A 13,158-nucleotide genomic window follows, 5' to 3' on the forward strand; every position below is an offset into this window, starting at 1 on the left:
GAGACCGGCGCTCCCTTCGCGGAACCGCGCGACTGCGCCCGCATCACTCCCGCCGCAGGATGAACTCCGCATCCGTCCAGTCGCCCACCTGGAACCCATATTCGCCCACCTTGGCGAAGCCGCGCCTGGCATAGACGGCCTGCGCCCGCGCATTGCCGGACCAGACGCCAAGCCATACCGGCCCCGGATAGGCCTGCGCCAGCCATTCCAGCGCCGCGTCCATCAGCGCCCGGCCCACGCCCTGCCCCTGCGCCGCGTTCAGCGCATAAAGCTGGTACAGCTCGCCCTGCTGCGCCGACGCTTCGGGGTGCGGCAATTTGCACGGACCGGCATGAGCATAGGCGACCAGCCGCCCGTCCGCCGCTTGCGCGACCCAGCTGGCATGGCGCGGATCGGCCAGCTCGCCCGCCACGGTGGCTACGCCATAGCTCTCCGCCTCGAACCGCGCGAGGTCGGCGGGTGGATAGGGGATGGCGAAGCCGTCGAGGAAGGTCTCGCGGAACGCCGCCAGCTTGAGCGCGGACAGCGCCGCGGCATCGCTCGGTCCGGCGCGGCGGATGGTCAGGGGAACAAGGGACATGCCCCACCATAGGCAGGCGCGCGGACCCCGCGCAACCGCCGCAAGCGCGTCACGCCGGCTCCGTCACGCGCGCGAACAGCAGCTGATAGGCATCCGACTCGCCCTGCGCCTCATAGGCCGCCATCACCGCGCGCAATTGCGCGGGCGTCAGAGGCCTGCGCCCCGCGCTCGGCACCACCGCGCCGATGCCCTTGAGATGGGCAATCAGCCCGCGCGCCCCGCCGTCCAGTACGACCGTCTCGTCAAAGGCGAAACTGTCCGCGTGGCCCCGCAGCATCGCGCGCAAGGCATCGAGCGAAGGATAGTCGGGCACGCCCGCCTCCAGCCCGCAGGCGGCATGGGCGGCGCGCCATCGGGCAAAGCTGCCTTGCCCCATGGTGGAAAAGATCAGGCTTCCGCCCGGTCGCAACAGCGCCGCCAGCCGCGCGATCGCGGCCGACAGGTCGTCGAACCACTGGAACGCCAGGCTGGACAGGATGAGGTCGAACCATGGCCCGTCGAAGGCCGGCGCTTCCCCGTCCATCGCCAGGAAGGTGCCGGCGACCAGCCCGCCCGCCGCCGCCTTGTCCAGCATGCCCGGCGACAGATCCGTCACGATGATCTCCGCACCCGGCCAGCGCGCTTGGATGTCGCGAGTCAGCAGCCCGGTTCCGCAGCCAATCTCCAATATCCGGCGCGCGCCCTGCGGCCTTTGCCGTTGCGCCAGGTCCGCCACCAGCCGCGCGGCAAAGCGCTGCGGCCCGGCATGATCGTCATAATGCGCCGCCGCCGCGCCGAACGCGTCGCTTATCCGTTGCTTGCGGCCCTCGATCATGGCTAGGCCCCTTGGCAGAGGCGCGCGCCGCTGACCAGTGGCGAACAGCGCCTATTGCTAAGGACTCTCTGCCCCATGTCGCCCTCCTCCCGTATCCCCGCCATGGACGTTCTGCGCGGTTGCGCGGTCATGGGCATCCTCTGGATGAACATCACCGCCTTCGCCCTGCCGCAAAGCGCCTATTCCAATCCGGCGGCGGCCGGTCCGCTGTCGGGCGGGGACATCGCCTTCTGGGCCGCCAGCCTGATCCTGGTCGATGGCAAGATGCGGGGCCTGTTCGCCATGTTGTTCGGCGCCTCGATGCTGCTGCTGATCGACCGGGAGGAGATGGCGGGACGCAATGGCGCCCGCACCCAGATGGTGCGCGCCGGCTGGCTCTTCGCGATCGGCGTTGCTCATTATCTGCTGCTGTGGTGGGGCGACATATTGATGCTCTACGCGCTGGTCGGCCTCGTCGCCCTGCTCTTCGCCCAGCGCGAGCCGCTGGCGCTGGTCAAGGCCGCCTTCCTGCTCTTCCTGCTGCATTTCCTGCTGGTGGCCGGCTTCATCGCCAGCCTCTATGCCTGGAGTCACGCGCCTGGCGATGCGCAGGGCTTCACGCGCTTCATGGCTGCCCTGTCCGACCCGGGCAGCCCCGCCATCCGCCAGGAAATCGCTCTCTATCGCGGCGACTTCCTGCCGATCCTGCGACACAAGCTTGCCGGCCTGCCGGGCGACTGGCTGTGGAGCTTCACCATGACCGCGCTCGAAACACTGGGCTTCATGCTGCTCGGCATGGCGATGCTCAAGGGCGGCTTTCTCACCGGCCGGTGGGACGCCGACCAATATCGCCGCACCGCGCGCCATTGCTTCGCCATCGGCCTGCCGCCGATGATCGCGCTGGCGCTGTGGGTCTGGTGGAGCGGCTTTGCTCCGCTCACTGCGCTCGGCACGGCGCTCGCCTGGTCCTTCCCCTTCCGCATCCCCTTGAGCGTCGGCTGGGCGGCGCTCATCCTCTGGCTGCTCGCGCGCGCGCCCGGTCACGCCCTCGTCGCGCGCCTTGCCGCCGCCGGTCGCCTGGCGCTCAGCAACTATCTGGGCACCAGCCTGGTGATGACCGCCATCTTCTATGGTTGGGGTCTTGGCAATTTCGCGCATGTCCGGCCCGCCGCCCTGCCCCTGTTCGTCATCGCCGGCTGGGCGGCCATGCTGCTCTGGTCGCAGCCCTATCTCCGCCGATTCGCGGTCGGCCCTGCCGAATGGCTCTGGCGCAGCTTGGTCTGCGTCCAACCGCAAAAGATTCGCAGAAGCAGCTGATTACTATTGCGACCCATTATCATGTTCGCTATCTCCTGTGCATCGGGAGAGCATCTCTATGGTCGTCTGCGTTTGTAATGCGATTCGGGAAAAGGATGTGCGGGAAGCCGCGCGCAACGGCGCGGACACGCCGTGCAGCGCCTATGCCCAATATGGTCGCCGCCCCAAATGCGGTCAGTGCGTGTCCTTCGCGCGCACCATCATCGCCGCCGAACGCGCGTCGGCCTGACAAGACTGCAAATCATCCGCAAGCAACAGACGCGAACCCGACGCAATAGCGCACCGGAAAAGCGCTGATTTTCAAGGCTTTTCGGCTTAACAGGCTGCTGCCTTGCCGTTATACTCCACCCGTTCCCCATTATCCCGGAGTATAACGCCATGAAGGGCGACCCGAAGGTCATTGATTATCTGAACGAGGTCCTCAAGAACGAGCTGACCGCGATCAATCAATATTTCCTCCATTATCGCATGCTCGACCATTGGGGCATCAAGAAGCTCGCCAAGTTCGAATATGAAGAGTCGATCGACGAGATGAAGCACGCCGACAAGCTGGCGGAGCGCATCCTCTTCCTCGACGGCCTGCCCAATTTCCAGCTGCTCGGCCGCCTCAAGATCGGCGAGACGGTGGAGGAAATCCTCAAGGCCGACCTCGAACTGGAATATGAAGCGCTGCCGGTGCTGCGGGATGCGATCGCCTATTGCGAATCAATCCGCGACTTCGTCAGCCGCGACCTGTTCGACTATATCCTCAAGAGCGAGGAAGAGCATGTCGACACGCTGGAAACCCAGTTCGAAATGATCGAACGCATGGGCATCCAGAATTATATCCAGCTGCAAAGCAAGCCGGCGGAGAACTGACCGCCACCGGGCCGACGCACCGGCTCACGGGGCGTTCCTGCAAAGGAACGCCCTTTTTTTCGTCACAGCAAAGCGTCGAGCAGCCCGATCAGCGGCAGGTCGGCGGGCGGCATGTCGAGCGCATACATCTGCGCCGGCCGCTTCCAAGTCAGCGCGGTCGCGTGGCGCGCCTCGGCGACGCCGCGCCACTTGCGACAGACATAGAGCAGCAGCAGCAGATGCCGGTCCCCCAGCGGTTCGCTGGCGAAACTCGCCGGCGCCAGACAGCTTTCCTGCGTCTCGATGCCCAGCTCCTCTTCCAGCTCGCGCACCAGCGCCGCCTCGGGCGTCTCGCCCGGCTCCACCTTGCCGCCGGGAAATTCCCATAAGCCCGCCATCGGCTTGCCGGGCGGGCGCTGCTGCAACAGCACCCTGCCATCGCCATCGACCAGGGCAACCGCAACCACCATCAACGGAGAAAAAGACGTCATACCGGTCCGACCAGAGGGATTTTGTTAACCGTCACGCCTTTACACCATCGGCGGGGACTGTCTGCATCGAAGTGGGAATGGCATGCGCGGGCTTATCGGCCACATCGCCCGTCGGGGGCTTCTGCAATGCGAGAAGGGCGCGACGGCGGTCGAATATGGCCTGATCCTCGCGCTGATCGTGCTCGTGCTGATCGGCGCTCTGACCAACGTCGCAGAACGCACCATCAACATGTGGGACAATGTCGAGCAGAAGGTTACCGAGAGTTAACCATCAGTTTTTTACATCCTCTGTCTCGCATTAAGCCTTTCTCAATAGACTGACGCTAATTCCGTCCTGAGCTGACCACCAATTACCAAGCGGGGCGGCCGGGTAGTTTACATCGAGCTTATGTCCATCAAGGAGACGTAATATGCAGTTCATCCGTAAGATGCTGAAGAATGAAAAGGGTGCCACCGCGATCGAATATGGCCTGATCGCCGCTCTGATCGCCGTCGCCGCCATCGGCGCCATGACCAGCCTGGGCAGCAACCTGACCAGCACATTCCAGACCGTCAGCGACAACATGTCGACGGCTGCCGGCGAAGACTAATCGCCTCGCCTGACGGCGTCTGAAAGGGGCGGCGGACATCCAGTCCGCCGCCCCTTTTGCGTTAAGCGCTCACCAGCTGACGATCTTCACCTTCTCGCCCGGCCGCAACGTCGCATTGGCGCTCAGCCCGTTGATCGTCAGGAACCGCTCCAGCGGATAGTCGCTATAGGCCATGCGCCGGCTCAGCGACTGCACCGTGTCGCCGGCCTTGACAGTCACCACATCGACGCGGCGCGGCTTGATCGCCGCCGCGTCCTTTGCCGACAGGCGCTGCACCGATTGCACCATCGACGTAAACGGGCCAATGCCGCGCCCCGCCGGCGTCAGCAGCAGGAAATGATAGGCTTTGCCGCCGCCGAAATCATAAGCAAAGACGGTGGCGTCGACCTGGCTCGACCGGCTCGTCGCGCGCACCGTGCGCCAGGCGGCCGGAATGCCATGGACGCTGGTGCGGCTGATCTCGCCCGCGGGCACGCCCTTCCCCCCGCCCAGCGCCGACAGCACGTTGTCGACATAGGCGTTGAGGTCGCCGCGATAGGCCGCGGCGCTGAACTGCGCCTGCCCGCCCGATCCGGTGATCGACACCGCATCCGTGCCATTTTCCATCCCGAACCCGCTCGGCGCGGAAAAGCTCAGCCGCAGCTCGGGATGGCGGAACCGGCTGCCGTCGATCACCCCTTGCTTGGGATCGTCGCCATAGAGCACGCCGTCCAGCGCCATCAGAAATGCATCGCGATTGCGCGTCCTGCTGGTCGACCGGGTCGCCTGCGCCTCGCGCGCCGCGCGGTCCACGCGCGATGCAGGATCGGGGTGCGTGCTCGCCCATTCCGGCATGGACCGGGCGCTTCCCGCCACCTGCGCGTCCAGGTTGCTCTGCGCGGCAAGCGACGCCAGCATGTCGGACAGAGCGCGCGGATCATAGCCGCTCGACGCCAGATAGCGGATGCCCAGGTCATCCGCCTCATATTCCTGGCTGCGCGAAAATTTGAGCGTCAGCAGCTGGCTGCCCGTGCCGATCCCCTGCTGGATCAGCCCGGCAAAGCCCGAATCGCCCAGCAACGCGCCGGTCAGCACCTGCAGCAGCGCGCCGCCGATCGCGTTGCGCTGCGCCGCCTTCTGTCGCCTTTGCCCGTGCTCGGCCGCGACATGGCCCACTTCATGGCCCAGAACGCCGGCCAGTTCGGCCTCGTCATTCATCAGCGCCATCAGCTGGCGCGTCACATAGACATAGCCGCCCGGAATGGCGAACGCGTTGTTGACCGGGGAATTGAGCAGGGTGACGGTGAAATCGCCCTGCGCGTTGGACAGCCCCGATTGCACCGCGATCCGGCGCCCGACCGTCTCGACATAGCGCGCCTGCGGCCCGGCATAGGCGCCGCCAAATTCCTTCAGCAATTCAGGATGTTGCTTGGCGCCCGACGCCTTATCCTGCTGGCTGATCGAAGACACGGTGCGGATCGCCCGTTGCTGCCCGATCACCGCCGGCGCACTCAAGGCGATCGCGACAGCAGCGCCGGCGCAGCCCAGCGACATCTTCCAGTTCATAAACCCTCACCCTTCGCCGTTACCCGGACGTAACGAGCGACCGCGGCGGGACGTTCCCGAAAAATGCCAGTCTTATCGCGACGGGCTATGCCCGCCCGGCGATCAGGCGCCGATGGCCAGGAACTTGTCCGCCCGGTCGGTGCGCAGAGCATCGGCATCCATCGCCTCGAGCGAGTCCAGCTCCGCCTCGATCGCTGCACCCAGGCTGGCGATCGCCTGCACCGGCTCGCGATGGGCGCCGCCCACCGGCTCGGGCACGATCCGGTCGATCACGCCCAGGCTTTTCAGATGCTGCGCCGTCACCTGCATCGCCGTCGCCGCGTCGCTCGCCTTGTCGGCGGTGCGCCACAGGATCGACGCGCAGCCTTCGGGCGAAATCACCGAATAGACGGCATGTTCGAACATCAGCACGCGATTGGCGGCCGCCAGCGCGATCGCGCCGCCCGACCCGCCTTCGCCCACCACCGCCGCGACCATCGGCACGCCCAGCTTCAGGCAGGCCTCGGTCGACCGCGCAATGGCCTCGGCCTGGCCGCGTTCCTCGGCCTGCACGCCCGGGAAAGCGCCCGATGTGTCGACCAAAGTCACCACCGGCAGTCCGAAACGGTCGGCCAGCTCCATCAGGCGGATCGCCTTGCGATAGCCTTCGGGCTTGGCCATGCCGAAATTGTGGCGCACGCGGCTGGCGGTGTCGTCGCCCTTTTCATGGCCGATCACCATCACCCTGCGCTCGCCGATCGTCGCGAAGCCGCCCAGGATGGCCTGGTCGTCGGCAAAGGCGCGGTCGCCGGCCAGCGGCATGAAATTGTCGAACATGCCCGCGACATAATCCCTGAAATGCGGGCGGTTGGGGTGGCGCGCCACCTGCGTCTTCTGCCAGGGCGTCAACTTGGCATAGGTGTCGGCCAGCAGCTTGGCCGCGCGCTGCTCCAGCGTGCCGATCTCGCCATCAATGTTGATGTCGCCCACGCTCGCGGTGGCGCGCAATTCCACGATGCGCGCTTCCAGCTCCGCGATCGGCTTTTCGAATTCCAGAAAGCTTACCATGGCGGATGGCGTTAAGGCGATGGCGGCGCGTCGTCAACGCGGCGTTGCGGCTGCCGCATCGTCATTGTCGCCAGCGGATGGCGCTGGTTCACCAGCTCGACCAGTCGTCGGCTGTCGACATGGGTGTAGATCTGCGTGGTGCCGATATCGGCATGGCCCAGCATCGCTTGCAAGGCGCGCAGGTCCGCGCCCCCTTCGAGCAGATGGGTGGCAAAGGCATGGCGCAGCACATGGGGACTGACCCGCTCGGGCGCGATCCCCGCCGCGCCCGCCAGCGCCTTCACCAGCTGATACAGGCGGATGCGGCTCAAATGGCTCTTGCCCGACGGGAACAGCCAGGGGCTGTCCGCCGGCACATGCGCCAGCCAGGCGGCCACCGCCACGCGCGCCCGGTCGGAAATCGGCACCAGCCGCTCGCGCGCGCCCTTGCCCTTCAGGATCAGGAACGGGCGATCGGCCGCCAGCGCCCGGCGCGGCAGCGACACCAGCTCGGTCGCGCGCAGCCCCGACCCGTAGAGCAGCTCGATCAACGCCGCCAGCCGCAGGTCCAGCGGCGCGGGATGCGCGCCGTCCAGCCGCTCGGCGATCAGCGCGAACAGCCGGTCGACCTCCGCCGTCGACAGGATCTTGGGCAGCGGCCGACGCGTCACCGGGCGCGGCAGCGCGGCGGACGGATTGTCGGCGCGCAGCCCCTCCTCCTCCAGAAAGGCGTAGAAAGCCCGCAGGGCCGACGCCTTGCGCGCCACCGAAGACGCCGCCAGTGTCGCCCAATGCGCCGCGAGCGCGTCCAGCCCCTCCTTGGTCGCGCCGGCGATCCCGCCCAGCAGGTCCGCCGCGCCGTTCAGGTCGGTGCGATAGGCGATCAGCGTGTTGCGCGACGCGCCGCGCTCCGCCGCCATCATCTCCAGAAAGCGGTCGACCAGGGCGGCATCCTCCTGCCCCATGGTCAGGCCCGGCTGAGCGCCTCGGCCGCGATCATCCGCGCCTCGGGGTCCAGGCCCACCCGGTGCAGCGCCGCCACCACATGATAAAGATGCGCGGCGGGCAGGCGGCTCCAGTCATTGCCCTGCATGCCGACCGCCGCCAGCAGCGCGACCGTCGCCTTTTCGCCCCGCTGCGCCGCCGCGCCGATCGCCCGCGCCCAGCGGCTGTTCGCGTTCAGCGTGAAGCCCGCATCCTGCGCCAGCGACGCGGCTTCCTGCGGCGACAGCCGCGACAGGCCGGCCAGCGCCCCGATCAGCATCCGCCCCTTGGCCGCGCCCGCCTCCTCGACATAGGACGACACGCGCCCGCTGCCGATGTCGATGACGGTGCTCGGCGCGCCCACGGCCAGCAGCGCCCACACCTGGCTCGCCCCCTCGCCGTCCAGCTGGCCGATCGCCCGCGCCCAGCGCGCGGCGTTGCGATCATATCCTGCGGTCAGCATCGACGCGACCAGATTGGCCGCGTCGCGCCCCTCGGCCTGCGCCACCGGCAGCGCCGCCGCCGCGCGCGCGGTCGCGATCAACCCGACATAATCGGGCTGCGCGCCGTCGCCCCACCAGTCGCGCATCGCGGCGATCCGGTCGCCCACGGTCGCGCCGGCATAGGCGGTGCGCAGCGCCTCGACGCGATCGGCGACGTCGCCCGATATGTCGCCTTCGCTGTCCAGCTGGCTGTAGAATCCGACCAGCGCCGCGCTCGAAAAGACACCCAGCCGCGCGGCGATCTCCGCGCCCGGCCGCCGGCGCAAGGGGCTGAGCGCCGGCGCGCGCGCCTCCCATGCCCGCACATGCGGCCCGACCGTCGCATACAGGTCGTCGGGTATCTCGACATTGAGCGCCGTCGCCAGGCCAAAGCGCCAGGCGGTCAGCCGGTCGACGCCGTCCCATTCGATATTGACCGATCGCCGCGCGTTGAAGCCGGTGCCGACGACCTTTTCCGCCAGACGATAATCGATGCCCCGCACCACGCCCCGGCGCTGCGCCTGGTTGAGCGCACCGCTCGCGCTGCCCTGGTCGCCCGACAGCGCCGGGCAGATCGCCCGCGTCATGTCCCATCCCGGCGCGTTGCTGGTGCGCAGCGCACCGGCCGACAACGGGCACAGTCCGGCAGGGTCGGCAGCCGCCAGATAGGTTTCCATCGCCACGGCATAGAGGCGCGGGCTGTAGCGATCGGGATCGACGCTCTGCACCATCATCCGGGCGCTGTCCGCCTCGCCCATGCGCAGCAGCAGCCAGGCGCGCTCGGCCGCCCAGTCCGCGCCGTCGATGTCGCGCGGCGTGTCGGTCGCGCTCAGCAGCGCGCGGCGCAGCAGGATGGATGCCCATCGCGACATGATCGGCGCATGGGTCCGCTGCATCAGCGTCGCCAGATATTTGCCCGATTCATGGCCGAAGGCGTCGGGCTCGAACCCGCGCGTCTGCGGCGTCAACGGGCCGATGCGGTCCAGCGACCGGCGCGCGCTGTCGGGCAGGTCATATTTCGCCTTTTCCGCCGCGATTTCCTCGGGCGTCAGTTCATCCTCGGCCGCATTGTCGGCCTCCTGCGACAAGGCGGCGGTCAGCGCAGGATCGAGCGGCTGCACCATCGGCACCGGTGCGGGCGCCGCGGGAGCCCCGGGCGCAGGCGCGCCCGGCGTCGTCGGCCGCACAGGCCGCGCCGGCTGCGGCGCGGGCGTCTCGGGCGCATCGCCAAAGCCGGGCGGCAGCAGCGATTCGGGCGCTTGCTGCGCCACGACGGGCAAGGTCAGGGCGAGCGCGAAGCTGCCCAGCGCCCATTTGGCGTTCGCCCGCGGCCAGCGCATCGGCCTTATTGACCCAGCTTCTCGGCGGGGATGATCTTTTCGACGCGCTGCTGCGGCTTTTCGCCACCGCGCGACCAGAAGAAGGCGAGCAGGGCGACGACCAGCAGGACGATGATGATGGGGATGATCGGCAACCGGCCGCCACGGCGACGCGAACTGCCCTCGAAACTGCTGAAGTTGCGATTATTCTTCATAGGTCCTTGGCTTGGCTGTCCGGGCCTGCAAGGCCGGATGACATGGAAAGATGCGATTTGCCTCTGTGACGGCTGGCTGTATAGCCCCGCCTGCCATGCAACGAAACAGCAAAATCCCGGAGAGCAACGGCCGGCGCGGCCCCATCGTCCTGGTGGGCATGATGGGCGTGGGCAAGTCGACCGTCGGCCGCCGCCTCGCCGCGCGCCTGGGCCTGGCCTTCGTCGATGCCGATGAGGAGATTGAAAAGGCCGCCGGCATGAGCGTGGCCGAAATTTTCGACCGTTATGGCGAAGCCTATTTTCGCGATGGCGAACGGCGCGTCATTGCTCGCCTGATGGACGGCGCGCCCAAGGTGATCGCCACCGGCGGCGGCGCCTTCATGCAGGAAGAGACGCGCCGCCTGATCCTGGACGCGGGGATCGCGGTCTGGCTCGACGCCGACATCGACATATTGGTCGATCGCGTCGGCCGCCGCGACAGCCGCCCGCTGCTCAAGAACCGCGATCCGCGCGCGGTGCTGACCGAACTGGCGACGCTGCGCAATCCCGTCTACGCGCTCGCCCCCATCCACGTGAAGAGCATCGCCGCCCCGCACGAAGTCGCGGTGGACCGCATCATGGAGCAACTGACCGCATGGCATTAGTCCGGGTCGCGCTGGACGCGCGCAGCTACGACATCGTGATCGAGCAGGGCGCGCTCGACCGCGCCGGGGACCGGCTCGCCCCCTATGCGCGCCGGGGCCGTCTCGTCGTCGTCACCGACTCCCATGTCGCCGCCGCCCAGCTGCCCCGGCTGGAAGCCAGCCTGCGCGCCGCGGATGTGGCGATCGAGCCCATCATCCTGCCGCCCGGCGAACAGACCAAGAGCTGGCCGCATCTCGAACAGCTGCTCGACGCCCTGCTCGCCCTGGAAATCGAGCGCGGCGATCATATCGTCGCCTTAGGGGGCGGCGTCATCGGCGACCTGGTGGGCTTTGCCGCCTCCATCCTCAAGCGCGGCTGCCACTTCGTCCAGGTGCCGACCACCCTGCTGGCCCAGGTCGATTCGTCGGTCGGCGGCAAGACCGCGATCAACACCCGCGCCGGCAAGAATCTGGTCGGCAGCTTCTATCAGCCCGCGCTGGTGCTGATCGATCCCGCGACGCTCGACAGCCTGCCCCCGCGCGAAACCCGCGCCGGCTATGCCGAAGTCGTCAAATATGGGCTGATCGACGATCCCGCCTTCTTCGCCTGGTGCGAGAGCGATGGCCATCGCCTGCTCGCCGGCGATGCCGACGCGCGCACGCACGCCATCGAAAAAAGCGTGGCTGCCAAGGCCGCGATCGTGGCCGATGACGAGCGCGAGACGTCGGGCCGCCGCGCGCTGCTCAATCTCGGCCACACATTCGGCCATGCGCTGGAGGCCGACACCGGCTTTTCCGACCGGCTGCTGCATGGCGAAGGCGTGGCGGCGGGCATGGCGCTCGCCTTCCGCTATTCCGCGCGCCTCGGCCTTTGCCCGGCCGAGGACGCCGCGCGCGTCACCGCGCATCTGCAGGCGGTCGGCCTGCCGCACGATCTCGCCAGCGCCCATGTCACCGCCGATGGCGCCACGCTGGTCGGCCATATGCTGCATGACAAGAAAATGGCGGCCGGAACCCTGCCCTTCCTGCTGGCGCGCGGCATCGGCCAGACCTTCCTGTCGAAGGACGTTTCGCTGGACGATGTCGCCGCCTTCCTCGATCAGGATCGCGCCGCCGCGCTATAACAGCCCCGCGCTACAGCGCCTTCTCGTAGATCTGGTAGATCTTGTTCACCCGGCTGTCGATCGCGTCGGCGATCGCGTTCATGCCCTGATTGTCGTCCAGCACCCAGCCGATCTCGCCGCGGGTCGCGCCATAATGGGCGATGGCGTTGCGGCGGATATATTCGATCATCATGAAGGCCAGCTGGCTGGCCATGCGGGAACTTTGCAGCCGCTGCACCACGCCCATCAGCGGCACGCGCATCGTGCGCACCTGCGGCTTCCTGAGCCAGCGCAGCAGCTTGATCCAGCCAAAGGGGAAGAGCGACCCGTTGAGCGGCGCGATCGCCTCGTTGAGGTCGGGCAGCGTCATCATGAAGGCGACCGGCTCGCCGTCGAGCTCCGCCACCATGATCAGATCCTCGAACACAATCGGCTTCAGCTTCTTGCCGGTGTGCGCCACTTCCGCATCGGTGATCGGCACGAAACCCCAATTATTGCCCCAGGCATCGTTCAAAATGCCCAGGATGATCGCGGCCTCCTGGTCGAACTTCGCCTTGTCGACCGTGCGAATGCGGATGCGGCCATTCTTCTCGCCCGACTGGACGATGCGCTGGATCAGCGGCGGAAATTCCTGGGTAATGTCCAGCTCATAGGTTTTGAGCTGCTTGACCGGCGCATAGCCCGCGCCTTCGATCATCGCCTGATAGGCGGGGCTGTTATGCCCCATCATCACCGTGGGCGGATGGTCATGCCCCTGCACCAGCAACCCCGGCTCTTCCCAGATGGACAGGGAAATCGGCCCCAGCACCCGGGTCATGCCCTGGTCAAGCAGCCATTGCTCGGCCGCCGCGATCAGCGCCGCGCCCACCGCCGCGTCCTCCGCCTCGAACAGGCCGAAATTGCCCGTGCCCGGCCCCATCCCCTGCTCGACCGGCTGGCCCAGCGCCAGCTCGTCGATATGGGCCGACACGCGCCCAACCACCCGGCCGCTGCGCCGGGCAAGGAAATATTGCGCCTTGGCATGGCCGAAAAACGGGTTCTTCCCGGGCGCCAGCAGCTCCTTCACCTCGGCCTTGAGCGGCGGCACCCAATTGGGGTCCTTGGCATACAGCCGCCAAGGCAAGTCGATGAAAGCCTTCATGTCGGCCTTGCCGGATACGGGAGTGATAACCAGATCAGTATGCGCCACAGGTGCCGCCTTCGAGCAGGGTTGCAAAATGATGCGGTGCAGTTCGGCCCATGTTTGCGCAATG

16 protein-coding genes are annotated in these 13,158 nt (G+C 67.3%); 7 read left to right on the forward strand and 9 right to left on the reverse strand.

From position 1 onward, the window contains the following. Window positions 1–43: 43 nt before the first annotated feature. Window positions 44–580 carry a GNAT family N-acetyltransferase gene (locus tag ACGGKE_RS07080; RefSeq protein ID WP_394441422.1) on the reverse strand — a complete coding sequence of 179 codons (537 nt, stop codon included), beginning with the start codon at window positions 578–580 and terminating at the stop codon, window positions 44–46. Window positions 581–629: 49 nt separating this feature from the next. Next, on the reverse strand, window positions 630–1,394 hold the full coding sequence (locus ACGGKE_RS07085; protein WP_394441425.1) for a methyltransferase domain-containing protein: 765 nt from the start codon (window positions 1,392–1,394) through the stop codon (window positions 630–632). A gap of 75 nt (window positions 1,395–1,469) precedes the next feature. On the opposite strand from ACGGKE_RS07085, the gene ACGGKE_RS07090 reads away from it, so the two are divergent. The 3 genes from ACGGKE_RS07090 to bfr all read left to right on the forward strand — a co-directional run bounded on the left by ACGGKE_RS07090 (window position 1,470) and on the right by bfr (window position 3,548). Continuing rightward, a complete protein-coding gene (locus ACGGKE_RS07090; RefSeq protein ID WP_394441427.1) occupies window positions 1,470–2,690 on the forward strand; it encodes a DUF418 domain-containing protein in 1,221 nt (406 codons plus the stop codon). 58 nt (window positions 2,691–2,748) lie between these two features. Beyond that, window positions 2,749–2,919, forward strand: a complete 171-nt coding sequence (locus ACGGKE_RS07095; protein ID WP_021225428.1) for a bacterioferritin-associated ferredoxin — start codon at window positions 2,749–2,751, stop codon at window positions 2,917–2,919. Window positions 2,920–3,068: 149 nt separating this feature from the next. Further along, a complete protein-coding gene (gene bfr, locus ACGGKE_RS07100) occupies window positions 3,069–3,548 on the forward strand; it encodes a bacterioferritin (RefSeq protein WP_394441431.1) in 480 nt (159 codons plus the stop codon). A gap of 62 nt (window positions 3,549–3,610) precedes the next feature. On the opposite strand, the gene ACGGKE_RS07105 is transcribed toward bfr, so the two are convergent. Further along, window positions 3,611–4,018 carry a (deoxy)nucleoside triphosphate pyrophosphohydrolase gene (locus tag ACGGKE_RS07105; protein WP_394441434.1) on the reverse strand — a complete coding sequence of 136 codons (408 nt, stop codon included), beginning with the start codon at window positions 4,016–4,018 and terminating at the stop codon, window positions 3,611–3,613. A gap of 82 nt (window positions 4,019–4,100) precedes the next feature. Here ACGGKE_RS07105 and ACGGKE_RS07110 point away from each other — a divergent pair, with 82 nt between their 5' ends. Both ACGGKE_RS07110 and ACGGKE_RS07115 read left to right on the forward strand, forming a co-directional pair. Continuing rightward, window positions 4,101–4,286, forward strand: coding sequence for a Flp family type IVb pilin (locus ACGGKE_RS07110; protein WP_394441437.1), 186 nt, complete (start codon window positions 4,101–4,103; stop codon window positions 4,284–4,286). A 142-nt stretch (window positions 4,287–4,428) separates the two neighbouring features. Next, on the forward strand, window positions 4,429–4,608 hold the full coding sequence (locus ACGGKE_RS07115) for a Flp family type IVb pilin (RefSeq protein WP_394441440.1): 180 nt from the start codon (window positions 4,429–4,431) through the stop codon (window positions 4,606–4,608). A 69-nt stretch (window positions 4,609–4,677) separates the two neighbouring features. On the opposite strand, the gene ACGGKE_RS07120 is transcribed toward ACGGKE_RS07115, so the two are convergent. The 5 genes from ACGGKE_RS07120 to ACGGKE_RS07140 all read right to left on the reverse strand — a co-directional run bounded on the left by ACGGKE_RS07120 (window position 4,678) and on the right by ACGGKE_RS07140 (window position 10,179). Next, window positions 4,678–6,153, reverse strand: coding sequence for a M48 family metalloprotease (locus ACGGKE_RS07120; protein ID WP_394441443.1), 1,476 nt, complete (start codon window positions 6,151–6,153; stop codon window positions 4,678–4,680). Between the two features lie 102 nt (window positions 6,154–6,255). After that, window positions 6,256–7,200 (reverse strand): acetyl-CoA carboxylase carboxyltransferase subunit alpha, encoded by a 945-nt coding sequence (locus ACGGKE_RS07125; protein ID WP_394441446.1) that lies wholly within the window; start codon window positions 7,198–7,200, stop codon window positions 6,256–6,258. Between the two features lie 11 nt (window positions 7,201–7,211). Beyond that, entirely contained in the window at window positions 7,212–8,144 is a 933-nt protein-coding gene (locus ACGGKE_RS07130) for a tyrosine recombinase (RefSeq protein ID WP_394441449.1), read from the reverse strand. Window positions 8,145–8,146: 2 nt separating this feature from the next. Next, window positions 8,147–9,985 (reverse strand): hypothetical protein, encoded by a 1,839-nt coding sequence (locus ACGGKE_RS07135; RefSeq protein ID WP_394441452.1) that lies wholly within the window; start codon window positions 9,983–9,985, stop codon window positions 8,147–8,149. Window positions 9,986–9,990: 5 nt separating this feature from the next. Continuing rightward, window positions 9,991–10,179 carry a hypothetical protein gene (locus tag ACGGKE_RS07140; protein ID WP_228167347.1) on the reverse strand — a complete coding sequence of 63 codons (189 nt, stop codon included), beginning with the start codon at window positions 10,177–10,179 and terminating at the stop codon, window positions 9,991–9,993. Between the two features lie 95 nt (window positions 10,180–10,274). On the opposite strand from ACGGKE_RS07140, the gene ACGGKE_RS07145 reads away from it, so the two are divergent. Both ACGGKE_RS07145 and aroB read left to right on the forward strand, forming a co-directional pair. Continuing rightward, window positions 10,275–10,823, forward strand: a complete 549-nt coding sequence (locus ACGGKE_RS07145) for a shikimate kinase (RefSeq protein WP_394441456.1) — start codon at window positions 10,275–10,277, stop codon at window positions 10,821–10,823. Then, complete coding sequence (gene aroB / locus ACGGKE_RS07150; protein WP_394441459.1) at window positions 10,814–11,926, forward strand: 3-dehydroquinate synthase; 1,113 nt, start codon at window positions 10,814–10,816, stop codon at window positions 11,924–11,926. Before ACGGKE_RS07145 ends, aroB begins: the two co-directional genes overlap by 10 nt. 10 nt (window positions 11,927–11,936) lie before the next feature. On the opposite strand, the gene ACGGKE_RS07155 is transcribed toward aroB, so the two are convergent. After that, window positions 11,937–13,094, reverse strand: coding sequence for an N-acetyltransferase (locus tag ACGGKE_RS07155; protein WP_394441462.1), 1,158 nt, complete (start codon window positions 13,092–13,094; stop codon window positions 11,937–11,939). Between the last annotated feature and the right edge of the window lie 64 nt (window positions 13,095–13,158).

It is taken from the genome of Sphingobium naphthae, assembly GCF_043589935.1.
Classification (GTDB): Bacteria; Pseudomonadota; Alphaproteobacteria; order Sphingomonadales; family Sphingomonadaceae; genus Sphingobium; species Sphingobium naphthae_A.

Bases quoted from the DNA above. Each gene is read 5' to 3' on its own strand.
- ACGGKE_RS07080 (WP_394441422.1), bottom strand. From the start codon at position 580: ATGTCCCTTGTTCCCCTGACCATCCGCCGCGCCGGACCGAGCGATGCC.
- ACGGKE_RS07140 (WP_228167347.1), bottom strand. From the start codon at position 10,179: ATGAAGAATAATCGCAACTTCAGCAGTTTCGAGGGCAGTTCGCGTCGC.
- ACGGKE_RS07120 (WP_394441443.1), bottom strand. From the start codon at position 6,153: ATGAACTGGAAGATGTCGCTGGGCTGCGCCGGCGCTGCTGTCGCGATC.
- ACGGKE_RS07090 (WP_394441427.1), top strand. From the start codon at position 1,470: ATGTCGCCCTCCTCCCGTATCCCCGCCATGGACGTTCTGCGCGGTTGC.
- ACGGKE_RS07085 (WP_394441425.1), bottom strand. From the start codon at position 1,394: ATGATCGAGGGCCGCAAGCAACGGATAAGCGACGCGTTCGGCGCGGCG.
- ACGGKE_RS07110 (WP_394441437.1), top strand. From the start codon at position 4,101: ATGCGCGGGCTTATCGGCCACATCGCCCGTCGGGGGCTTCTGCAATGC.
- aroB (WP_394441459.1), top strand. From the start codon at position 10,814: ATGGCATTAGTCCGGGTCGCGCTGGACGCGCGCAGCTACGACATCGTG.
- ACGGKE_RS07095 (WP_021225428.1), top strand. From the start codon at position 2,749: ATGGTCGTCTGCGTTTGTAATGCGATTCGGGAAAAGGATGTGCGGGAA.
- ACGGKE_RS07145 (WP_394441456.1), top strand. From the start codon at position 10,275: ATGCAACGAAACAGCAAAATCCCGGAGAGCAACGGCCGGCGCGGCCCC.
- ACGGKE_RS07115 (WP_394441440.1), top strand. From the start codon at position 4,429: ATGCAGTTCATCCGTAAGATGCTGAAGAATGAAAAGGGTGCCACCGCG.
- bfr (WP_394441431.1), top strand. From the start codon at position 3,069: ATGAAGGGCGACCCGAAGGTCATTGATTATCTGAACGAGGTCCTCAAG.
- ACGGKE_RS07125 (WP_394441446.1), bottom strand. From the start codon at position 7,200: ATGGTAAGCTTTCTGGAATTCGAAAAGCCGATCGCGGAGCTGGAAGCG.
- ACGGKE_RS07105 (WP_394441434.1), bottom strand. From the start codon at position 4,018: ATGACGTCTTTTTCTCCGTTGATGGTGGTTGCGGTTGCCCTGGTCGAT.
- ACGGKE_RS07130 (WP_394441449.1), bottom strand. From the start codon at position 8,144: ATGGGGCAGGAGGATGCCGCCCTGGTCGACCGCTTTCTGGAGATGATG.
- ACGGKE_RS07135 (WP_394441452.1), bottom strand. From the start codon at position 9,985: ATGCGCTGGCCGCGGGCGAACGCCAAATGGGCGCTGGGCAGCTTCGCG.